This window comes from Biostraticola tofi, from assembly GCF_004343195.1.
Taxonomy (GTDB): domain Bacteria; phylum Pseudomonadota; class Gammaproteobacteria; order Enterobacterales; family Enterobacteriaceae; genus Biostraticola; species Biostraticola tofi.
The window spans coordinates 66,421-87,477 of the sequence record NZ_SMCR01000002.1 but is presented as its reverse complement, the minus strand read 5'-3'; the positions used below and the strand labels follow the sequence as shown (position 1 = coordinate 87,477).

At 51.2% G+C, this 21,057-nt stretch carries 16 protein-coding genes; 9 read left to right on the top strand and 7 right to left on the bottom strand.

Features of this window, described 5'->3' with window-relative positions; all coding sequences use genetic code 11:
• The first annotated feature begins 234 nt into the window (after nucleotides 1-234).
• Nucleotides 235-1,245 carry a hypothetical protein gene (locus EDC52_RS04545; RefSeq protein ID WP_131864165.1) on the top strand — a complete coding sequence of 337 codons (1,011 nt, stop codon included), beginning with the start codon at nucleotides 235-237 and terminating at the stop codon, nucleotides 1,243-1,245.
• Nucleotides 1,246-1,322: 77 nt separating this feature from the next.
• Here the strand turns inward: EDC52_RS04545 and aldA are convergent, their stop codons facing one another.
• Nucleotides 1,323-2,765: an aldehyde dehydrogenase gene (gene aldA, locus EDC52_RS04540; RefSeq protein ID WP_131864164.1), complete on the bottom strand. Its 1,443-nt coding sequence runs from the start codon at nucleotides 2,763-2,765 to the stop codon at nucleotides 1,323-1,325.
• Nucleotides 2,766-3,423: 658 nt separating this feature from the next.
• Here aldA and EDC52_RS04535 point away from each other — a divergent pair.
• The 3 genes from EDC52_RS04535 to EDC52_RS04525 all read left to right on the top strand — a co-directional run bounded on the left by EDC52_RS04535 (nucleotide 3,424) and on the right by EDC52_RS04525 (nucleotide 10,191).
• Nucleotides 3,424-4,005: a DUF2946 family protein gene (locus EDC52_RS04535; RefSeq protein WP_131864163.1), complete on the top strand. Its 582-nt coding sequence runs from the start codon at nucleotides 3,424-3,426 to the stop codon at nucleotides 4,003-4,005.
• A gap of 88 nt (nucleotides 4,006-4,093) precedes the next feature.
• A complete protein-coding gene (locus EDC52_RS04530) occupies nucleotides 4,094-5,581 on the top strand; it encodes a PepSY-associated TM helix domain-containing protein (RefSeq protein WP_131864162.1) in 1,488 nt (495 codons plus the stop codon).
• Nucleotides 5,582-5,742: 161 nt separating this feature from the next.
• Complete coding sequence (locus EDC52_RS04525; protein ID WP_131864161.1) at nucleotides 5,743-10,191, top strand: leucine-rich repeat domain-containing protein; 4,449 nt, start codon at nucleotides 5,743-5,745, stop codon at nucleotides 10,189-10,191.
• A gap of 139 nt (nucleotides 10,192-10,330) precedes the next feature.
• Here EDC52_RS04525 and EDC52_RS04520 read toward each other — a convergent pair whose 3' ends face one another.
• On the bottom strand, nucleotides 10,331-10,618 hold the full coding sequence (locus EDC52_RS04520; RefSeq protein WP_131864160.1) for a hypothetical protein: 288 nt from the start codon (nucleotides 10,616-10,618) through the stop codon (nucleotides 10,331-10,333).
• A gap of 448 nt (nucleotides 10,619-11,066) precedes the next feature.
• Here EDC52_RS04520 and EDC52_RS04515 point away from each other — a divergent pair, with 448 nt between their 5' ends.
• Nucleotides 11,067-12,152 (top strand): DUF1615 domain-containing protein, encoded by a 1,086-nt coding sequence (locus EDC52_RS04515; RefSeq protein WP_131864661.1) that lies wholly within the window; start codon nucleotides 11,067-11,069, stop codon nucleotides 12,150-12,152.
• 116 nt (nucleotides 12,153-12,268) lie between these two features.
• Here the strand turns inward: EDC52_RS04515 and EDC52_RS04510 are convergent, their stop codons facing one another.
• The gene (locus EDC52_RS04510; RefSeq protein ID WP_131864159.1) at nucleotides 12,269-12,976 is read right to left on the bottom strand and encodes a phage antirepressor KilAC domain-containing protein; all 708 of its coding nucleotides are present in this window, start codon (nucleotides 12,974-12,976) and stop codon (nucleotides 12,269-12,271) included.
• Nucleotides 12,977-13,318: 342 nt separating this feature from the next.
• Between EDC52_RS04510 and EDC52_RS04505 the strand changes: the two genes are divergently transcribed.
• Nucleotides 13,319-13,834 carry a phospholipase D family nuclease gene (locus tag EDC52_RS04505; RefSeq protein ID WP_230467957.1) on the top strand — a complete coding sequence of 172 codons (516 nt, stop codon included), beginning with the start codon at nucleotides 13,319-13,321 and terminating at the stop codon, nucleotides 13,832-13,834.
• A 116-nt stretch (nucleotides 13,835-13,950) separates the two neighbouring features.
• Nucleotides 13,951-14,313, top strand: coding sequence for a YibL family ribosome-associated protein (locus EDC52_RS04500; protein ID WP_131864157.1), 363 nt, complete (start codon nucleotides 13,951-13,953; stop codon nucleotides 14,311-14,313).
• Here EDC52_RS04500 and EDC52_RS04495 read toward each other — a convergent pair.
• From EDC52_RS04495 to EDC52_RS04485, 3 genes are read right to left on the bottom strand one after another with little or no spacing between them, the layout of a single operon-like run.
• Nucleotides 14,298-15,125 carry a PfkB family carbohydrate kinase gene (locus EDC52_RS04495; RefSeq protein ID WP_131864156.1) on the bottom strand — a complete coding sequence of 276 codons (828 nt, stop codon included), beginning with the start codon at nucleotides 15,123-15,125 and terminating at the stop codon, nucleotides 14,298-14,300. The genes EDC52_RS04500 and EDC52_RS04495 overlap by 16 nt on opposite strands.
• An 11-nt stretch (nucleotides 15,126-15,136) precedes the next feature.
• On the bottom strand, nucleotides 15,137-16,114 hold the full coding sequence (locus EDC52_RS04490) for an SIS domain-containing protein (RefSeq protein ID WP_131864155.1): 978 nt from the start codon (nucleotides 16,112-16,114) through the stop codon (nucleotides 15,137-15,139).
• Nucleotides 16,115-16,117: 3 nt separating this feature from the next.
• Entirely contained in the window at nucleotides 16,118-16,897 is a 780-nt protein-coding gene (locus EDC52_RS04485; RefSeq protein WP_131864154.1) for an ABC transporter substrate-binding protein, read from the bottom strand.
• A gap of 236 nt (nucleotides 16,898-17,133) precedes the next feature.
• Between EDC52_RS04485 and EDC52_RS04480 the strand changes: the two genes are divergently transcribed.
• Entirely contained in the window at nucleotides 17,134-17,895 is a 762-nt protein-coding gene (locus EDC52_RS04480) for a GntR family transcriptional regulator (protein WP_131864153.1), read from the top strand.
• A 64-nt stretch (nucleotides 17,896-17,959) separates the two neighbouring features.
• Here EDC52_RS04480 and EDC52_RS04475 read toward each other — a convergent pair whose 3' ends face one another.
• The gene (locus EDC52_RS04475; RefSeq protein ID WP_131864152.1) at nucleotides 17,960-19,342 is read right to left on the bottom strand and encodes a glycoside hydrolase family 28 protein; all 1,383 of its coding nucleotides are present in this window, start codon (nucleotides 19,340-19,342) and stop codon (nucleotides 17,960-17,962) included.
• Nucleotides 19,343-19,670: 328 nt separating this feature from the next.
• Between EDC52_RS04475 and EDC52_RS04470 the strand changes: the two genes are divergently transcribed.
• Entirely contained in the window at nucleotides 19,671-21,023 is a 1,353-nt protein-coding gene (locus EDC52_RS04470; protein WP_131864151.1) for a cation:proton antiporter, read from the top strand.
• Nucleotides 21,024-21,057: the final 34 nt, after the last annotated feature.

The window sequence follows — 21,057 nt, the reverse complement described above, 5'->3', positions numbered from 1 at the left end:
TGACCAGTATCATTGCAGTCTTCTTATGCATAGGCCGTCGCAGTAGTTGCCAGGATTTATGCCGCTGCCTGCCCTTTACAAGCTGTCCAGGTCCTCTACAGTAATCTTAACGTATAAAGGCCCCTGCGGCTTTGCAGCATGCCATAGGGCACTGCGTTATCCTGCAGGCCTTGCGTAAGGGTTGACCGCCGCCTGGCCTGCCAAAAACCCATCATGAATTTAAGGATGCATCTGATGATTGATAAATGCTTATTGTCGGTATACCACGGCTGGAAAAAAATGATGAAGCCTACCGGCACGCCGCACCGACCAGCGTCGGATTATCTCCAGCATGCTCTGCCGCTTATCCTTAAACACCATTCCCTGCCCTATATCGAGCAGCGTGAAATTTATTACGGTGCGGTATACCGGGGTGGCGTTGTGGCAAGTTATCTGTTGGGGTTTGTGGCGGTTTTGTGCGCAGCCATACCATTATCAGCTTTATTCAGCGGCATATTGTTACTGAGCAGCCCCTATTTTTGGGCAATAGCGCAGCTTATAGCAATCGTGCTCATTATTATCATTAATCTTTGTGGCGGGAACAGCCGTATCGGTAAGAAACTGGCGGTGCTTGGCGAAACCTTTCCGGCGATAAAACTGAATCAGAACTGGAAAGAAAAGTGGCAGTTATATCGGGTTGCTGGGGAAATCCTCCGCTACCGGCAATTTATACTCTTTCTGTATTATCGTCATGGTGAAAAACAACCGTTTGTTAGCGATAATATCAATAGGATGATGGAAACGCTGATAGCGGATGAGCCGCTGATAACCTCAGAGCTATTGTTGATAAAGCTCAAGACCACGCTGCACCAGCAGATCACCACCACGCGCCAGGTCGCCGGGGAACAGTATGCTCTGGCCCACCGCCTGCACCGCAATACCGACATCGCCTTTGTACTGGCATTGCTTACCTGCGTACTGAACGTTGTTGTCCCATCGACGTTGCTGTCCTGTTTAACCGTCCTGCTGCCGGTATGGGGAGCGACATGCCACGGGCTGGTCTCTACGGGGGAGTACCTCAAACTGAGCAAACAATACCAGCTTACTGCCAATGAGCTGGAGGTGATAACGGCAAAACTTGATGCGCTGCCCAACGCGTCTGAAGATGATTTATCAGCCAATGTGACGGCGTTACTTGATCTGGTATTCCAGGATCAAAAATCCTGGCTGTTTTATCTTTCGGCAAGTCATTACTCTAAAGAGTAATCGACCACTGCAGGGAACGTCAGGTTATCAAGGCGGGAACATGACCGAATAGCGCCGGATTCCCGCCCATAGACTTATCAGGACTTGTATTGCAGATAGACAACGTGGGTTTGCAGATACTCTTCAAGCCCGTGACGACCATCAGCGCCGCCAATACCGGATTTACGCCAGCCGGCATGAAAACCCTGCATAGCTTCAAAGTTTTCGCGGTTGATATAGGTTTCACCAAACTTCAGCTTCTTCATAGCCGACATCGCGGTATTCAGATCATTGGTATAGATAGAAGATGTCAGGCCGAATTCGCAATCGTTAGCCATGGCAACCGCTTCATCAAGCGTGCTGAATGTCGTGACCGGCAATACCGGTCCAAAGGTTTCCTCATGCATGATATCCATATCCTGGCGGACATTGACCAGCAGGGTCGGCTGGAAGAAATAGCCCTTGCCTTCAGCGCGCTTGCCGCCAACCGCTACCGTCGCCCCCTGGGATACCGCCTTGTCAACTTTGGACTGGACCGCCTCAAGAGAGTTGGCATCAATCAGCGGGCCCATATCCAGCGCTTTCTCATTGGCAGGATTGCCATATTTAACGCCGTTGAACGCGGTAGTCAGACGCTTGATAAACTCGTCCTTGATACTGTCCTGGACATATACGCGTTCAGCACAGTTACACACCTGCCCGGAATTGATGACCCGTGAATCCACAATCGCTTTAACCGCCAGGTCAAGATCTGCATCCGCCATAACGATCGCCGGCGCCTTGCCACCCAGTTCCAGCGAAACCTTAGTGATATTTTTGGCTGCCGCCGTCATGGTCTGCTCGCCGGCAGCTACGCTGCCGGTCAGACTTACCATGCCAACTTTAGGGTTACCCGCCAGTTCATTGCCCACCACGGATCCCCGCCCGGTCACCAAGTTGAATACCCCTTTGGGCAGGCCAACCTGATGAACAATTTCAGCAAAGGCAACCGCATTATTCGGCGTTAACTGGCTAGGCTTTACCACTATGGTATTGCCAGTTATCAGGGCCGGAGCGGCCTTACGGGCAACCAGAAAAAATGGGAAGTTCCATGGCAATATACCGGTGGTGACGCCGATCGCCTTTTTGAAAACAAAAATGTTTTCATCCCGGCGATCGCTCTGGATTATTTCGCCTTCATAGCGGCGAGCCCATTCCGCCATATAATCGAGGTAGTCAGCAGTAAACAGCACTTCAGTGTTAGCCAGCCCCTGCGTTTTACCCCCCTCAGCGACAATGATATCAGTGAGTTCCTGTTCGCGATCCCGAATGCCGGCTGCAATTTTATGCAGCCAGACGCCGCGTTCATAGGCCGGTGTATCTTCCCAGGCCTGCTGAGCGCGTTCAGCCGCATCAATGGCCCGGCGCACATCATCGACACTGGCATCCGGTACGCGGGAGATGACTTCTTCGGTTGAAGGATTGAGCACCTCAATCCATTTATCGCTGGTATTCTGAACAAATTCACCCTCTATGTACATTTGTTGCTGTTTTATTGCCATAACTGCAACTCCTTTAAAAAGTTGTAGGATATATGTGAATTATTTCGTTAAAGTTTTTACTCCGCTGGCATTGATAATGCAATGACCTGACAAGGCACTGCCCCCCCATGTCAGACCGGAATAGAGAGCTGAGCAGGAAGCGGCTGATGTGATATCAATCAGGGATAAACTATCAATAGGTACATATAAATCATAAGGATATGCTCTAATCTTCCAGCAGATATCTTGGATTGGCCGCTTCGCCGCTTTTTCGGATAACCTTTAATCTTACTTTAATGAACACTCTTGCACCTTCATCTGGTTGCCAATAACTGAACACCGATGGCAATAATGTGAGCCAAGATATATTTTTCAGTGCAAAACACGTTAAACCGATAAAGAACCGGTGAAAAACACCCCCTGGAGCGATCTACTTCAAATAAAGCCTATTAAGTTGTAGAAATATGATCTACTTCACATCATTATAACTACCCAACTCATGATGTTTGTGAGCAATGACTTATGTGACACTCAAAAATTTCCCCCTGTGAGTTCAAGGTTACAGCCGGAAGTGGTCAACGATGATGTGAGTCGCGGTGAGAAGATCGTTATGTAAAATCATAAAGAGATTAAACGGTCCGTTATCTTCACCGTTCCGCTATAGATTACAGGAGCATGATTGAACAGTATCAGGCTATCTGAACAGCGGATTGCAGCTTGGCTAGGTATATTTGCGATATTGCTGATATTTATTGCTCCAGTGATTTCCCAATCACTGGAGCCTGTTGAACCCGGACAGCACGCTGTTGCGATGGAGCACAGTGCTTCGACTAAGCGCCCGGCCTCATCCTCGGTGATGAAGCGCCACGCCTCAATGGACGCCCATCCCTCCCCCGCGATATCGGTTTACCCGGTTCATCAGCACCGGTCGGCAGAGCACACTGAATATGATTATCCCGCAGCGCAAGCCGCCTGTCCGGACCAGCAGATGATCGGCACGACAATGCCGGCGCTGGGGCATAGCGCTCATTCTTCGCTGCACCATGCCGGCATGCTGATGGACAGCGATTTTGCCTGTGGCTATTGCGTATTGCTGATCCACCTGCCGATGCTTTTGCTGTTACTGGCAGTCCTCAGTTGGTTCAACACGCGTTTATCGCCGGCCGAAATCAGGTCCACAAGCCTGGATGTATCGCCGCTGCTGCGTTTCTCCCCTGCTCGCCCCCGGGCTCCGCCCACTCTGCTGAAGACCTGCTTTTAACATACTCATTTCCGCTCGGGCCGCTTAAGCGGCGAGCCTTTATGCGGTTGAACTAACATCAGGCACACCATTGAGTTGGGTAATAGATATGTCCTTAAAGAATAGCGAAGCCCTTCGGGCCATAGGCGCCCCTTCGGCTAAGACAGCCCTGTTGGCATTGTTGAAAAGACTGCATTTTACTATTGGCCTGTTTATTGGCCCGTTTATCTTTATTGCGGCATTAACCGGTACGCTTTATGTGTTGACCCCGCAAATCGAAGACTACCTTTACGCTGGTGAACTGTTTACCCCGTCACGAGGCGAGGCCCACCCCCTGGCTGCACAGATTGATGCGGCGTTGGCCGTCACTGGCCCGGATGCGAAAATTTCAGCCGTCAGGCCGGCTCCAACGGTCGGTGAGACTACCCGGGTGATGTTTGCCGAGCCCGGTCTGGCGGCATCCGAGACCCGGTCAGTATTTATTGATCCGGTGACGCTGCAGGTGCGTGGAGATATGACGGTTTACGGAACCAGCGGCATTCTGCCGTTCCGAACCTGGCTTAATAATATGCATCGCGGACTGCTGCTCGGCGATCTGGGACGCATCTACAGCGAATTAGCCGCCTCCTGGCTGTGGGTAGCCGCGCTGGGCGGCCTGGCCTTATGGTGGGTCAGTAGAGGCGAGCAGCAACCTGCCGTACGCAAGCTCCGCCGGCAAGGCCGGCAACTCAAGCGTGGCCGGCGCTGGCATACATTGCTGGGTTTAAGTCTACTGCTGGGATTAATGTTTTTTTCCGCTACCGGTCTTACGTGGTCGCAGTGGGCTGGCAGCAATATTGATCAAGTGCGTGCCGCCGTCGGCTGGCTATCTCCGTCGCTCAACACCTCCTTGATGGCATATCCCTCGCCAGCCGCTGCGGATCCTCATGCTGAGCATCATGTCGGCATGGAGATGACTGCAGAGCCCGCGAACAGCCATCTATCCGGTCTAGCTGAATCGTTCGGCGAGACTCATCACCCTCAGTCAGCGCGTACCCTGGATTCAGGCGTGCTACCCATGAAATTTGATGACGTCGTCAGAATTGCCCGCCAAGCCGGCCTTTCAGCTGACAAAATTGAAATCAAACCAACCTATGCGGCAGCACAGGCCTGGTCAGTAAATGAAATAGATAGGCGGTGGCCAACCCAGATTGATGCCATTTCGATCAACCCCCAGACCCTGGCAGTGGTGGATCATTTATATTTTGAGCACTACCCCTTGATAGCAAAATTGATACGCTGGGGCATCGATGCACATATGGGGATCCTGTTTGGGGTAGCAAATCAAATCCTGCTGGCCGCTTTTGGCAGCAGCGTTTGCGCCATGATAGCCTGGGGATATTACCTATGGTGGCTACGTCGTCCCAGAAGCGGTTCCGAACCACATCCGCTGTTAACGCTTACCCATGAGTGGAAACAGCTACCTGCCAGCGCGAAACTGGCGATAGAAATCCCGGTTCTTATACTGGCCATTACGCTGCCGGTAATGGGTTTCAGTCTGATACTTATAGTAGTGTCAGATTATATACGGTGGAAATTATCGCGCTCACATCATTAGGATAAATAACGCTAGGGGCAAGCCATTTTTATAACATCAGGCCTGCCCTTAATGACTTAAGCACAAATATGTTTATCCTAAAGTGCTATGCTGCCTGCAAAAAACCGAAATAATTATGTCTTTCCCAGAAGACACCTCGAGTTGACAGAATGAGTGATGTTATGTTGATTACTCACAGCGCTATACTCGTCAACGAACCAGACAATCAAGGAAGAATAATGCCTATATCTCTGGATACCTCCCGAAAAAATATAGGGATTTACCATAAAACCGAAAAAATCCCGCCTCCCAACAAACAACAAGAACGGATCGATTTTTTAGCAAAACATCCAGGAAATGAATTCAAGGCGGTAAGGGCAGAAGTATTTATTCGGCTATTAATGTTATTGACTAATGCAACCAGTCACCATATCTCGCCAATAAATAATAGGAAGGAATTAATAGGTATTAGCGATTTCAACCATTCAGCCAAATCATATTCATCATTAAAACAGATAAGTAATTCTTCTCGTATTGAAGATAGGGTTATCGTTTCACCGGCTATAGGAAAAAATTGTCGCCCTTCCGCTTCAGCCGCTTGGTATTCACGACAAAATGCGCTTTCCGACAATGTAAAAAAAGACCAGCAACCCATGTCGACACTATTGTCTGATAACCTGCTGCCAGACTCAAGGTCAGCAAGGTCAGCAAGGTCAGCAAGGTCAGCAAGGTCAGGTATCATTCAAACTCCGATAGCGACAAGCGTCAATGCAGCAATAAATCAGCCAACCAAGCAGGTCCAACTTCGTATGGAAAGAGACGTTGTCGATTCTGTGCCTCATAAAAAAAGCGTGATGACCAAACAGAAGCTAAGCATAAGCGTGCTTTTATCAAAACATTTTACCGCGAGAAATATAGACCACCACGACAACGCTTTACTTATTAATAGCTGTGTTGAATATATCCTTACCAAGGACGAGGGTCTGGCTATCGTTGCCCGGCATTTGAAAAGGACACTGGGCGAATTCGGCGGCCATCCAGCAGAATATCTGACGGTGGAAGAAAATTTCAATACCGTTAACCATTGGTTCTGTCAGTTGATATTTGGTTGCCCTGTCGAGCAGTTTATCCTCAATGTCCTTAATAGCTCCTTAAAGGCTGATCATGGCTCATTGACTGACGATCGCCACCTTACAGCCGCCTCATTACTCGCCGCCATCAATGCTGTTATAGATAAACCTCAATTAGGCCCAGGATCCCGTTATCTCTCGGCAGAAACAAAAACATGGATCATCAACGAGATTATATTTCCCATTATGCCGACGCTGAGCCTTGATGCAACCAAGGCATCTCTTTTCGCTGTTGGCACGTTGAATTGGGGCTATCTTCACGCCGGTATGCGTCTGGCAAACAGCCTGGGACTGGCGAACGAAGAGTGGAGCATAGAAGAAATGATACAGTTGGGATACTCTCTGGAGGATATGCTGGCTGAAGGCGCCCTGCCTGAATGGATGTCAATTTTCTTTGATCTCTCGGCACTGTTTTATCATATCTACTCAACGCCCCCGCAGTCTACTGAAGAATTGGCCGTTTTTTTTCAACAGAACAGTCCATTTCGGCAACGGGTGATTACCGATTATTTCTCAGCCAATAGCCAGTTAAAAGAATCCAGCAATCCATTCATTCTGTACCATAAAGCGATAGATAATTTCAAAACCCGAACGAAAACAGCAGAAGAAAAGCTGAAGTCTGATTGCCCATTAGCGGATGGCAGCGATTATACTCACTATATCAATCAGTATAAAAACGGCCCCATTTTCTGCCTAAGTAAACCAGATGGCACCAGTGGTTATTTATCCGACATCGACTCTATCTATTCTGACCAGATTGATAATATAGCCAGCCTATTCATACCGGTAGACGGGTTGCTGATAGCCCATGCATTCGAAAAATTGGCAGAAGCTGAACAAAATTTCATATCGAGCGCCGCTGTCTATACCGCTTCAGCCTATTTCAGCGCCAGAGGCAGCCTGCGTACGCAGCAAGCAATTCGGGTTATTCCCCGACATTCTTATACTGTATCTCTGTCTCATTCGGTTGACCTTTTCAGCGCCACTGCACAACAGGAAACCCGGATGTATGCGCTTGAATCAACTGCGCAGGGTTATACTCTGTCGAGGGTCGATGAAGACCAATCACTTTATTATGAGTTGATGGAAGATCCTCAAAAGTGCAGAACAGATAGTGACTATAAATTAAAAATTAATTACCACCGGTTAAAATCCAATAATTTAAAGGATAAAGTTGATAACGTAGAGGAGATGATAAGCCGCCTGGTTGAGCAGCATAAAAACTATCTGAAGACACAGCTGCATCAGCAGGGTTACGAAGAAACATCTCAACAGCATCTTAAAAGAATACTACTGCCTATATTTATCCCTTTTTACGGTTGTTACACCGACGCCCGTGACAGAAAAACTGAGGCCATACCAGCCTGCCTGGGGGATCTTATCAGCCTGCTGCCGGTCGGAGGAATGGCGGTAAGCCTATCGGCGCGCTTCGCCCAGAGAACAATGCTCGGCAGCATTGTTGCCTTTCGCCGCACCATCAGCTCATTAGCTGCCCGCCAGTCGTTATCAGTTGCGCTTAAATCTGCTTCCGGTCACTTGATAAAGTATGGTATTGCGCCGGCAATGAGCACGATTGACCGTAAGGCATTAACAGGAATTGGCATATCAACGTTTGACGCTGTGTTCCCAGGCGTAGGGTTAAGCGTCCGAATGGGACATAAAATCGTTAGGCAAATTATTAATCTTGCCAAGAAAACCAAGGGCAGGATTGGCGTATTGACAAAACTGCAGGCAAAGCTGGCACAGAGTACCGCACTGCGCACGCATGACATTGCACCTCATCACATGGCCCATTTTGCCGGTCTGGAGCAGCCCGTGCCGGTCGTCAGATTACTCGGACATCAGGCCGGTGGCCATGATGTCTATCTTAGAATTAATCCTGATACTAATACTCTTTATGGTACAAAATATACCTTATCGGCCGAGAATACATTGCAAAAAATTCCTCTGCCGCTCGCCAGAAGATTACATAATATTCTCCATTACGGCTTGAGCGGCCGAGGCGCCCCCAGAGCGGTTGAAGGTCTAGGCGCGAGGAATCAGCCCTCAGGATCTCAGGGAGTGCCTTTCCAAGATATCTCCGCAGACCAGCTGATAAAATGGGCAGAGTACCATGCTAAAAACAGCCCTGGGGATATGCCATCGTTCGCCATGAAATTAGGAATAACATTAAATCATCTGGAATACTTTGCACGTGCTGATGGTAGCCTGACGATTCATGGCCAAAGACTGTTGTCAAATGCTGGCATAGGGACACTGAATGAAATGGTGTATTTGCCACCAGAATTACAGAAACAAATCTTGTCTTATCTTGATCTTACCAGTTTGAAAAACGTTGTGCTGGCTCTGCCTGTACTCCCTCAAGAACTGATCCAGGTGACTAACCTTCGCGCTTTATCTCATGAGCGAATAAATTCACTTAGGTCATATTACTACTCGACATGGGAAAGCTGGCGCTCAATAGGAAGTCGTGGATCGCGCCGCTGGCTGGCTGGCAGCAGGATGAGAACTTGCCTTGAAAACGCCCAGACAGAGTTATCAATAGGCGGATTTAATCTCAGAACATTGCCTGTTCATTTTCCCCCGTCCGTCAGGAAACTGGACGTTAGCGCTAATCATCTGCCCGATTTGAACATAAATTGGCCGCCGGCCCTTGCCGAGGTAAATTTCAGCTTTAATCAGCTTAACTCTTTTCCTACACTTCCCGACTCTGTAGTAACAGTCCATGCACAAAGCAATAGGATAGCCAGTTTGGATGCCCCGCTACCTTTAAATTTAGTCTTTCTTGACCTGAGCAACAATAGGATATCTTCCTTATCCGTCAGCCTTCCTCCGATGCTGGCTCAACTTAATCTTAATGGTAATCAATTAACCACGTTTGATACCTCACTGCCGCCCATGCTGCGATCACTGCAATTGCAGAATAATCGCTTAACCCGCATTAGCGCAAGCTTACCCTCAGAGGTTTTATTTCTGGACGTGAGTAGAAATCTGCTGACGCAGATTAGCCATTTGCCTAAAAAATTAATACGGTTTATCGCAAACGACAACAACCTTCAAAACTTACCAACATTGCCGCTAACGTTAAAGCATCTCGACATAGCTAACAATAATGTGATGATTTTACCCAAACTCCCCAAGAAAATTCAATATGTCAACGCCGGGCATAATGTCATAGCATATATAGACTTGCTACCTGATGATATTACCGTATTGATGTTGCAACATAACATTATTATGAGAATTCGAGGTGACCTGCCGCTGAAATTAAAATCGCTAATTATCAATAACAATTTATTGGGTCAAATCCCTGCATGGCCGGCCAACCTGCAAAAGGCGATACTTTCCCACAACCACCTGACCTTGCTGCCAGAAGCACCCATTCCACCTTCGTTGAGATTGCTGGATGTCCGCCACAACTACTTGACAGCAATACCTGAAGGACTCCCGATCCACACCCACAGCCACTTCACCCCGCAACGTGCCTTGCCGCCTCAATAGCAACTTAGGGACATGTCCGTCGGCTCGAGTCGGCGGTCATTGTGCTGCCTGCTTTAAAATACGAAAAGTATTATTGCCCCCAGACCTAGGTAAAGCATTATCCTGACGCTCAGTTCTTAAGCTCGCTGGATCAGTTAAATTAATGTTCAGTGGCTTCGTGAGCGACGGCTGATATCGGCTCAGCATAGGTAAAAGTAAAGGTTTCAACCTCGCTTTCGCTGCCCGCCAACAGCATTTCTTCACCATTATCATCATAGCGATTCTCAAGCACCCCCTCTACCGTGCCTGATATCGGTTCCACCTGAACCACGCGATAAGTCTCCCTGAATTGAGAGGAAGAGCCTAGCTGCCTCAGTACCGAAAATTTATCGCCTAGATGAAATGGGTTAATTAAATATTGCGTATAATAGGAAACAGGTTCATTCATAGCCACCTCTCTTCCTTTAAATTATTTCTTTTACTGCAATTAAGTCAACCTATACGATTTATTGTTTCCAATAACGTGATCAAGTTCGTATTTTATTTAGCCATAATGAGTAATTGAATATAAATAAATATTAATAAATACAATTTTATATATTAAATATATAATTAATTAATTAATTAATTAATTAATTAGCCTTACAATTAATGAACATGTCGCTCCTGCCGAGATCACGTTATCTTGATGTCCCTGCCGGCCACAGGCTTACACTCAGGGAAGATGCCTTTTGACCTTGAGGAGAATGTCCGTTAACGTCTGTGGGGTAAATCACCCAACGCAATGGATGCAGCACAGAAAACCCATGCCTACACTTTATTCTACTTTACTTGCCTCACAGACACCGGCAATCAGGTGGTCCCGGGGCATTGTTGCATTCTGCGGCAACAACGGCATGTTGGCGATAGTCGTCATTGCATCCGCACTGCTCCTGTTTGGCTGCAGCAGCAATACGTTTAAGGATGCCGCCGACGCTAAACGACCCGATAAACAGGTTAAGATCATCAGTTTAATACCGGCTGATATTCCTGATCGTAAAGGCTGGGCAGCCGATATTACCGCCGCCTTCAATGCCCAACAGATCCAATTTACCGCCAGCAATATTTGTTCCGTACTGTCAGTAACGGCTCAGGAATCTACTTTCCAGGTGGATCCCCCGGTGCCCGGGCTGGCAAAAATCGCCTGGGATGAAATAGAAAACCGCGCGGCTAAAGTACATATCCCGGCATTTGTGGTTCGGACCGCCTTACTCATCAAATCGCCAAGCGGAAAGTCATACAGCGAGCGCCTGGATAAGGCGCGCACCGAGAAAGAGTTGAGCGCTATTTTTGATGATTTCATTGATATGGTGCCAATGGGCCAGACACTGTTCGGCAAACTCAATCCGGTTCGCACCGGCGGGCCGATGCAGGTCAGCATTGCCTTTGCTGAATCCCATAGCCAGAGTTACCCTTATCCAGTGGCTAACTCAATCCGCCAGGAAGTTTTCAGCCGCCGTGGCGGAATGTATTTTGGCATCGCTCATTTACTGGGCTATCCGGCAAACTATGGCGCGCCTTTATATCGTTTCGCTGACTTCAATGCCGGCTGGTACGCAAGCCGAAATGCCGCCTTCCAGCATGCAGTCAGTGAGCTATCAGCTATCCCTCTGGCGCTTGATGGCGATCTGGTAAACTACGGCTCGGATAAGCCTGGCGCTACCGAACTGGCGGTACGTGCACTGGCAAGCCGACTGGATATGGGCCCCTCAGCCATCAGACGTGCATTGGACAAAGGCGAGACTCTGGACTTTGAAGAGACCGGGCTCTACAAAAGAGTGTTCGCCCTGGCCGACAAAGCAGACGGTAAGCCAAGTCCTCGAGCAGTACTGCCTGGGATCCGTCTGGAAAGCCCTAAAATCACCCGAAAACTGACAACCGCCTGGTTTGCCAACCGGGTAGATGATCGATACCGTCGGTGTATGGCGCGCGCTGCACGCTAACGCTGCTTTGGCCACTGGATGATATGTCAACGTGGGTGCAGCCGTCCTGGTGGCATGGAGACCCGCAGAGGTTTCCAGTGCCAGGTAATCAAATACACCAGCAGATATTGGCACCGTCAAGCAGCGGCATTTTTCTTCTGCGCTGCAGCATGCGTCGCCCACAGTTCGGCTATCCACTTCACCCCTTTAGCAGTGAACCTTGCCTGAGAGAAGGTGTGACTGCGCTGGCTGGTACCGGTATGCACTTCAAAGCGGCCGGCGTCCAGGTGCTGCTGATAAGGGGTCAGCACGCCGGCCAGACGGTACATGATATGCCGCTCCAGCAAAAGATGCCGGAAATCAGTCTCTTTCGCCTGTAGCAGCTTGCAGACCTGGCGAAATCCCATGGCACCATTGACCGTAACATAGCGGTCAAAAAAATCAGCCTTTGAGCCAATAGCCGCAACCTGCCGTTCTGCGGCCTGACGGCGCTCATATTCCACAGCCCAGGCACGCGCGGCCACCGCCGGATTGGTAAAGTCCGGCAGATCGTGCATAAGTTCTCTCTCCTGCCAGTGATCCAGCACCATAGGAGTAAAGGCAGGCGACAAACGGGCGATAACCGTTAGTGAATCGCGCTGGTTTAGCTGGTATTCCTGATAACGCTGCCCGTCACGCTGGTACTCAGCCACTGCCATTGGCTGGGAAACGCGCCCGGTGGTTTCAAGGCTTTTAATCAAACGCTTTACCTCCGCATGGGACGTTCCGGCCATTTCTGCCAGTTCGCGGCTGCTCATTGAGGCCGTCTGATGAAGGGTTTCAAAACCCACTGCGGATATCATCATAATCATCACCACTTTAGTCAGAACGAGTTACTCCGAAGAGTTCATTAAACATACAACATCACTGTGTATTTATCCAGTTCTTTTTTTGACCAATGAGCAGTTCTGCTTAAGACTTGCGAGTCAGTGCGCGAATAGTCAGTTACCCCCTTCCGATACAGCCTTATCAGCCGATTGACTACGCTGGGGGTGAGTATCATCCTGCTGCAGCGTCTATTTCATCTCTGCCAGGCCGGTAGGCCTACGGCGTGTCGACGTCGCTTTACCCCGTGTCTCCCCTGACCAGAAAAGGATAATATTATCAACAATATTAATGTATATCGTGCTCTGATACTGTCAGCTCTGTTGACGGCGCTTTCCCCGACGCCAGCATGGACCGCCACTATCTCTTCCGATAATCGCAGCAACGGTGTATCGGTCGGTTTTTCACCCTCTGGAACGGCTATTGCGACCATTGTTGCCGCTATCGACAGCGCTTCACAGCGTATTTCTGTGGCCGCCTATGCTTTTACCAGTAAAAAAGTCGCTGCTGCGCTTACGCGTGCACACCTTCGAGGCATTACAGTTCAGCTGGTCGCTGATAAGAAAGCCGCCTCGGATAAATACACCGCCGTGACGTTTCTGGCGAATAAAGGTGTTGCCGTCAGACTTAATAATCGCTATGCCATCATGCACAATAAATTCATGGTCATTGACGGCAGAACCGTCCAGACCGGCAGTTTCAACTATTCTAATAGCGCAGATCGGCGCAATGCAGAAAACGTGCTGGTGCTGTGGAATGCGCCTGAAGTGGCGAATGAGTACCAGAAGGAATTCGAACGTTTATGGCAGGAGGGCCAGCCGCTTGCCAAGGCTTATTAACCCCCAGTCAACATATCGTGATGTAGCGGCTACAGGAATGCTGCCGCGCCTGTTACACTTACCACCAGCGATTTACATTATCGGGCGATCGTTGCCCGAACAGGCCTGGAAAAAATATGAAAGAAACCGAAAAAGCTGAAATCAAAAAGCTCAGTGATGCACTGGATGCGCTCAACCATAAAGAGGCAGCACTGCCGTTGATTGACAATCCAGAGCGGGTGGCCCAGATTCAGGCAGAAAGAGCGCGGCTGGAAGCCGAAATTGCTCGGCTGCAGGGCTTACGCGGGCAGAAGCTGAGCAAGCAGGCGCAGCAGTTGACCCTGCTTGCCTTTAACCGGCCCATAACCAAAAAAGAACAGGCGGATATGGGCGCGCTGAAGAAAAAAGTGCGTGGATTGATCGTGGTACACCCGATGACGGCTCTGGGGAGGGAAATGGGCCTGAAAGAGGTCACGGGGTACGCTCACAAGCCATTCTGAAAGTAAGGCATGCCGTCGCCGAATGCGCCCTCCATCAGGCAAATCTGCGCGGCAAAACCGGCGCCCCGGGCCAGGCTTTCAGCCTGTGTGCCGCCGCCGGCATGCGCCAGCAGGAATGCGGTAATGAACGCATCTCCGGCACCCAGCGTATCCACGGGAGTAATAAGCTCGGGCGCCTGCGTCAGCCAATGGCTGCCGTTAAACAGCAGCGCGCCTTCAGCACCGCGGGTGGCGATGGGCAGGCTGCAGCCAGCTTCCCACGCAGCTGCCAGTATCCGGCGGCTCTCCTCCAGGCTGTACTCGGCGCAGGAAAAGAAGCCATAATCCAGCCAGCGACACAGAAGTAATGCCTGGCCAAGGTCGAAATCATCTGAAAAATCATAAGATAAAAGACTAGGCAGTAGACCCAGGGCCGGTAGCAGGTGATCGGCATAACTGTAAGCGCTGGTGTGAATCAGCGCGAACTGGTTTAGCCATGGCATATCATTAAGCGCAAAATCCATGGGCGTGCTCTGGCGAATACCGCCGGCGTTAGAGCCCAGAAACCGACGATCCCCCTGTTCGATAGTCAGGCTGGCATGGCCATTTTCGCCTGGCGTCACCAGGCAGTGGGAAATGTCGATACCGCGCGCTGCCAGCACGCGCTGGATGTGATCAGCCGCCGGATCATTACCGAATACCCCAAGATACGCGGCCTCGGCAGACAGCAACCTGGCATAGACGCTGAAATTAAGCGCGTTGCCGCCGGGATAGCCGATGCCGGTATGGGTATATCTGTCGATGACGTTATCACCGAGCCCGAGCACTTTCATGTCGTTATTCCTCAGTAGGCGACCTGGCCCATATAGCGTCGTGTTTCCAGCGGGTGCTGGCGTACACTGGCCAAGGCACTGCGGTATTCGCACATCACGCTGTAGAACAGAACCGGGTTGAAATACTCTACGACACTCGGCGGCAGCACGCCCAGGCCCAATTCTCTGGCATCGACGATTTCGACTTTATCCCCATACTGACGCAGGAAGTCACGGACGCGTTCATCCAAAGGTCGGGTACGGCCTTCGTTCATCATCAGGATCCACGGCGTATTGCTGTCGGTCACTTCAAACGGACCATGGAAGTATTCACCGCTGTGGAGGGGGGCTGCGTTGAGCCATTGCATTTCCATCAGTGAACAGATGGCAAAGCCATAGGCGTGACCATATGAAGCACCGCTGGAAAGGATATAAAATAGCGATTCTCGAGCATATTTTTCAGCAAATGCCGCACTGCGCCCCTGAACCTGGCGACGCGCCCGGGCGATAATCCCATCAATCTGCGCCATTCCGGCCAGGAAATCGGCGTACCCGTCAAAACCTTCCGTCTGTTGCAACGCTTCGACGCACAAGCTGAGGATAAGCGCCATCGGATTGTTAATCACCTGACTGTCATCACCCCAGGCATATAGCAGGTTGCTGTCAGAGAATGCAATCAGTTGCGCATTTTCGTTGTGGGTTAAAGTGACGGTAACGCTGCCGCGACGTTTGGCAAACTCTGCCGCCGCCACTGACTCCGGCGTATTGCCGCCATGAGAGCAGACAATGGTCAGCGACTGGCTGCCTAGCGTTTTGGGCGCGGCATGAACAAACTCATTGGCGGTCATCATATAACTATGGAGGGTAGCTGACTCACTGTTGAGAAAATAATTTGCCGGGTACATATCCACCAGCGAGCCGCCGCAGGCCACCAGAAAAACCTGGCGCAGACCGCCCACGGATCGAAAGTGCTGGTTGATAAGGGAAGAAATGATTGCTGCTGTATTCATGGATTATTCGCCGTACACGTTGAAATTAAAATATTTTTTGGCCAGACGATCGTAGGTGCCATCACTGCGGATGGCCTTGATGGCGCCATTGAGCTGGGCCAGCAGCTTTTCATCCGATTTACGCACGCCGATGCCGGTGCCGGGTCCGAAGATGGCGTCATCTTTGACCTGAGGCTCTACCAGGCTGAAATCCTTGCCCGGCGGCTTTTGCAGCAAAGCTTCCGTCACCACCGTCGCGTCATCGAGGGTGGCATCCAGGCGGCCAACCACCAGATCGGCATATACCGCCTCGGCGCTGGGATAGGACACCAGCTCGACTCCCCGGGACTGCCAGTGTTTCTTGCCGTAGGCTTCGAATACCGATCCCTGCTGAACACCCAGGCGTTTTCCGCGCAGTGATTCCGCGGTGGGCTGCAGACCGCTGGTTTTCGCGGTCACCAGGTAAGCGGGGGTATTGAATAATTTATCTGAGAAATTTATCGCTTTTTTCCGCTCATCGGTAATCGATAAAGAGGAGAGGATGGCGTCGAATTTGCGCGCATGAAGCGCAGGAATCAGCCCATCAAAACCATTTTCGACCCATACGCATTTCGCCTTGAGGTTTTCGCATATCGCATTGCCTATATCGATGTCGAATCCTTGCAGGCGGCCATCAGCGGCTTTGGATTCGAAAGGTGGAAAGGTGGCATCGGTGCCAAACCGGATTTGCTGCTGGGCCGAGACCAGGCAGGACAGTGTGGCCATGGCCAGACCTAAAGACCACCGGGCAAGCGTTGTTGTCATGATGTATCCCCTAAAAGTGAACCATAAATTAGACCACATTAGCTATACTCCTGCGTCGAGTCCCTATCAACATCTATTTGTATTTTATTTGAATATAATAATAATTTATATCTTGGTGGTCTGTTTTCCATCAGGCAAAATGACCACAATTTAGTCAAGTGAACGATGACAAATCAAGGCGTAATCACGTATAGTGTCGCCTCCTAGCGGTCATATTCAGGACACAAAATCAGACCATGAGCGCACCTCACGAAAACAAGCGCCGGCCAAGAAAAGCCTATCTCGACGCCCGGCAGGCGCTACTATGTTTACTGAACACCCCTGAGTTTAATCATGGCGACCAGATTCCGCCGGAACGGGAGTTGTCAGCCCAGCTCGGCATCAGCCGGATGACGCTGCGCAAGATAGTTGATGAACTGATCGAGGCCGGGTTGCTGATACGGCGCGGCAATCAGGGCACCTGGCTTACCGATACCACGATTGAGCGACCGTTGACCCAGGCGATAGAACAGGGTATCAGCAAAATTACTGAGCTTAACGGTGCCGTGCCGGGTAGCCGGCTGATTTATTTTCAGGACACGGTAGCCAGTTGCCGCATTGCCCAATTACTGCACATCCGTACCGGTGATCCGTTGGTGATGATAAAGCGGCTCAGGCTTGCCGACGGCCGTCCCTTTTGCCTCGAAACCAGCTACCTGCCGCGAGCGCTGATGCCGGATCTGACCGCCGACAAGCTGGCGGAAAGCGGCTCGCTCTATCGTCTGCTGGCAGAGAACTACCGTATCCTGGGCGTGTCCGACGAAGGGACCTTACGGGTCGGCACCATGAATGAAGAAGAGCAGGCGCTGCTGGAGGCGCCGACGGACAGCCCGGCGCTGGTTTACCGTGGGGTGATTGCCGACCGCTTTGGACAGCCGATTGAATATCTGGTATCGGTGAATCACCCTCAGCGGGTATCGTTTCGCATCAGCCATCAGCCGGCAGCTGAACGCGGATAAGTCCAGTTACCGGCTGATGCCTCAGGCCCGCGGATAGATGCTTGCGGCGCAAAGCCCGAGTAGATTATTTATCGACAGTGGCTCCTTTATCCAATTGCAGAGGCTCACCGTTTTTGGCATTGATGGTCAGCTCGCGCGTCTGGAGCTGGGCATGGCGAATGCGGACTCCTTGTTCGCCGTCAATCTGTACATTACTGAAATGAATGCCGCTCAGCGGGGCTTCCGGTACACCAATAATGTAGGCCGCCGCTTTGCTATTGCCGGTCGATTTCAGATTCTCGATAGTAATATTGCTGAAATGGGGAGTGGTCACTTTATCAAACGGCAGCGCCGGGTCAGTATCGGGGGGATAGATTTGTTCACCCAGCGTAAATCCACCCGCTGCGACCAGTTTGTCGACCTCAGTCTGTACGATCGGCGCCGCCTTATAATATGCCGACAACACTAGCGGCACTTCTACATCGACCATGGTGTTATTGCGATATGTGATGTTCTTCACTTCCCCGCCTTTCCCTCTGGGACTTTTGATGCGGATGCCGTACATCGACCCTTTGAAGCTATTGTTCTCGACCAACACGTTATTGACGCCGCCTGACGTCTCGCTGCCTATCGAAATACCTCGCCCCTGATAAAGGGTGTTATGGGCAATATAGATATTATCTACTGCGCCGTCGGGATAGTTAGCGTCAGGCTTTTCCGATTTGATGGCGATATGATCGTCGTTGCAGTCAATGGTGTTATGGGTGATGCGGATATTGCGGCTGTCGATAGGATCAATGGCATCGGTATTGGGCGCATGCCAGGGAGCAATGATTGTGGTGCCGTTCACCACCACGTCCTGGGCATAGCGCATCACCACGTGAAAACTGGGCGAGTTGGTCAGCGTCACGCCATCTACTAACACATTTTGGGAACGGACGATGTAGATAAGCCGTGGGCGGTCGGTGCCGCCTTTTTTGCCGCTGGCCCGGATCGCGGCGCGCCATCGTTCCCACCAGACTGCGCCCTGGCCGTCTATGGTGCCCTCACCGGTTATCGCCACATTGGCAGCGTCGGCAATGCTGATGAAAGGCAGCCAGCCATTCTCAGCTGCCGCATAGCGGGTGGCGTCATTCGGCCGGTAGGCTGATTCCTCGGTAGACGCCACGATGGTCGCGTTTTTGGCCAGGTTGAGACGGATGTTATTTTTTAGAAACAACGGATCCACCAGATAATTACCCGCCGGGACCTGGACAGTACCGCCGCCACTGGCGGCACAGTCGTCGATAGCTTGCTGAAACGAGGCGGTGTTCAGCGCAATCTGCAACCGATGGCCTTCAGCGCCATACTGGGTCACATCGCAAATCTTGTCCGGGAACGACAGCTGTTCCGCTGCCTGCGCAAGTCCCAGGGGTAATCCCACCGCCATCAGCGATGTCATTAATGATAGGGTTATTCCTTTGCTCATAGCATCCTCTATTAATGAAACAATGTTTCATTAATCTATCTCATTGTTTAATAGAAATATGCTGCGACCGTCACGATTGTGAACAACAGTTCAATTTGCGACGAAAGCCAGCGTCCACGGAGGCTAACCGTCAGTCTGGCCAGCGATTCGCCAGGGATGGCACGCCCCCTTCTCTACCTGGCGGGGTGAGACTACCGGGTGTGGACTACACTCTATCCTTACTGAATAACAACAAGTTGAAATAGCCTATGCTGCAGCCTTGCCGGCCCTCGGTCCTGATGATAGCCGTACAAGTCTCGCAATTTCTCCGCCTACAGGATCAGCAACTATGGATTTTTTAGGATGGACCGCCGCCGCAGGCGGTCTGCTGCTGCTGATGTCGCTGGCATCGGCCTGGATACACCGTGGTCCGGTGACTTCATTCGGACTGTACCTGGCTGCAGGCGTGATCTGCGGTCCATGGGTACTTGATTTACTGCGGGTTGATATTGCCACTCACCCGGAGCTGGTTGGGCGTATCACTGAGATCGCTATGGCCGCCTCACTGTTCATCACTGGGCTGAAACTGCGGCTGCCGTTTAAATCCAGCAGTTGGCGCATGGGTCTGCTGCTGGCATTTCCGGCCATGATCCTGACCGTGGCGGGCATCACACTGGCCATTCATTGGCTGGCCGGCTTTTCATGGTCGCTCTCACTGGCGTTCGGTGCCATCGTTGCGCCAACCGATCCAGTACTGGCCAGCCTTATTTCGGTCAATGATGCCAGTGACGATGACAGTCTGCGGGTATCGCTTTCAAGCGAGGCGGGCCTGAATGACGGCACCGCCCTGCCGGTACTGATGCTGGCGGTAGCGCTACTGGCTTCTCATGGCGAGCTGTCACTGCCGATGTTCAGCCATTGGGCGCTGGTTGATGTCGCCTGGGCGCTGGTGGCAGGGCTGGCTATTGGCTACAGTATGGGGAGAATGGTCGGCTATCTGGCCGCCCGGCTGAAGAGTTGGCAAAATGATGTGACACCCAGCGATTTTATCGCTCTGGCACTGATTGCCCTGAGCTATGCCGCCGCCCAGAGTGTTGAGGCCTCCGGCTTCCTGGCCACATTCGCCGCCGGCGTAGGCCTGCGGCGCACCGAGCTAAAGGTGGTGAACCGCTATCCCCTTGAAGATCAGGAAAGCGGTAGCCACGGACCGGCAGAGGCCTTCGTCAATCCCAACCAGCGGCACGCCATCCATCAAGGCGGACCGGTCAAATCGGTCGGACTGGTCATTGGTGACGCGCTGTCTTTCGGCGATACCATGGAGCGATTGCTGGCCGCGGCCATCGTCATCATCCTGGGGATCACGCTGGCATTGCACTGGGAGCCGTTGGGACTGCTGCTGGCAGCTCTGCTGTTTCTGGTTATTCGGCCAATATCAGTTTACCTGGCTACTCTGGGCACCGAGGCGCCGGTGAGACGCCGGATGCTGATTGGCTGGCTTGGGATCCGCGGCATAGGCAGTATAAATTATATTGCCTATGCTTATACCCATGGCCTGACAGGTGCAGACGCTACCCGGATGACCGATATGGCGTTCACCTTGATCGCTGCAAGTGTGGTGGTGCACGGCATGACGGTATCTCCCTTGCTTCATCGCCGACAATCAACGTTGAGCGCGGCTAAAGCCCGCGATAAACATCATTGAGCCGAAACAAGAGGCATCCTTGGCCATTGAGCCA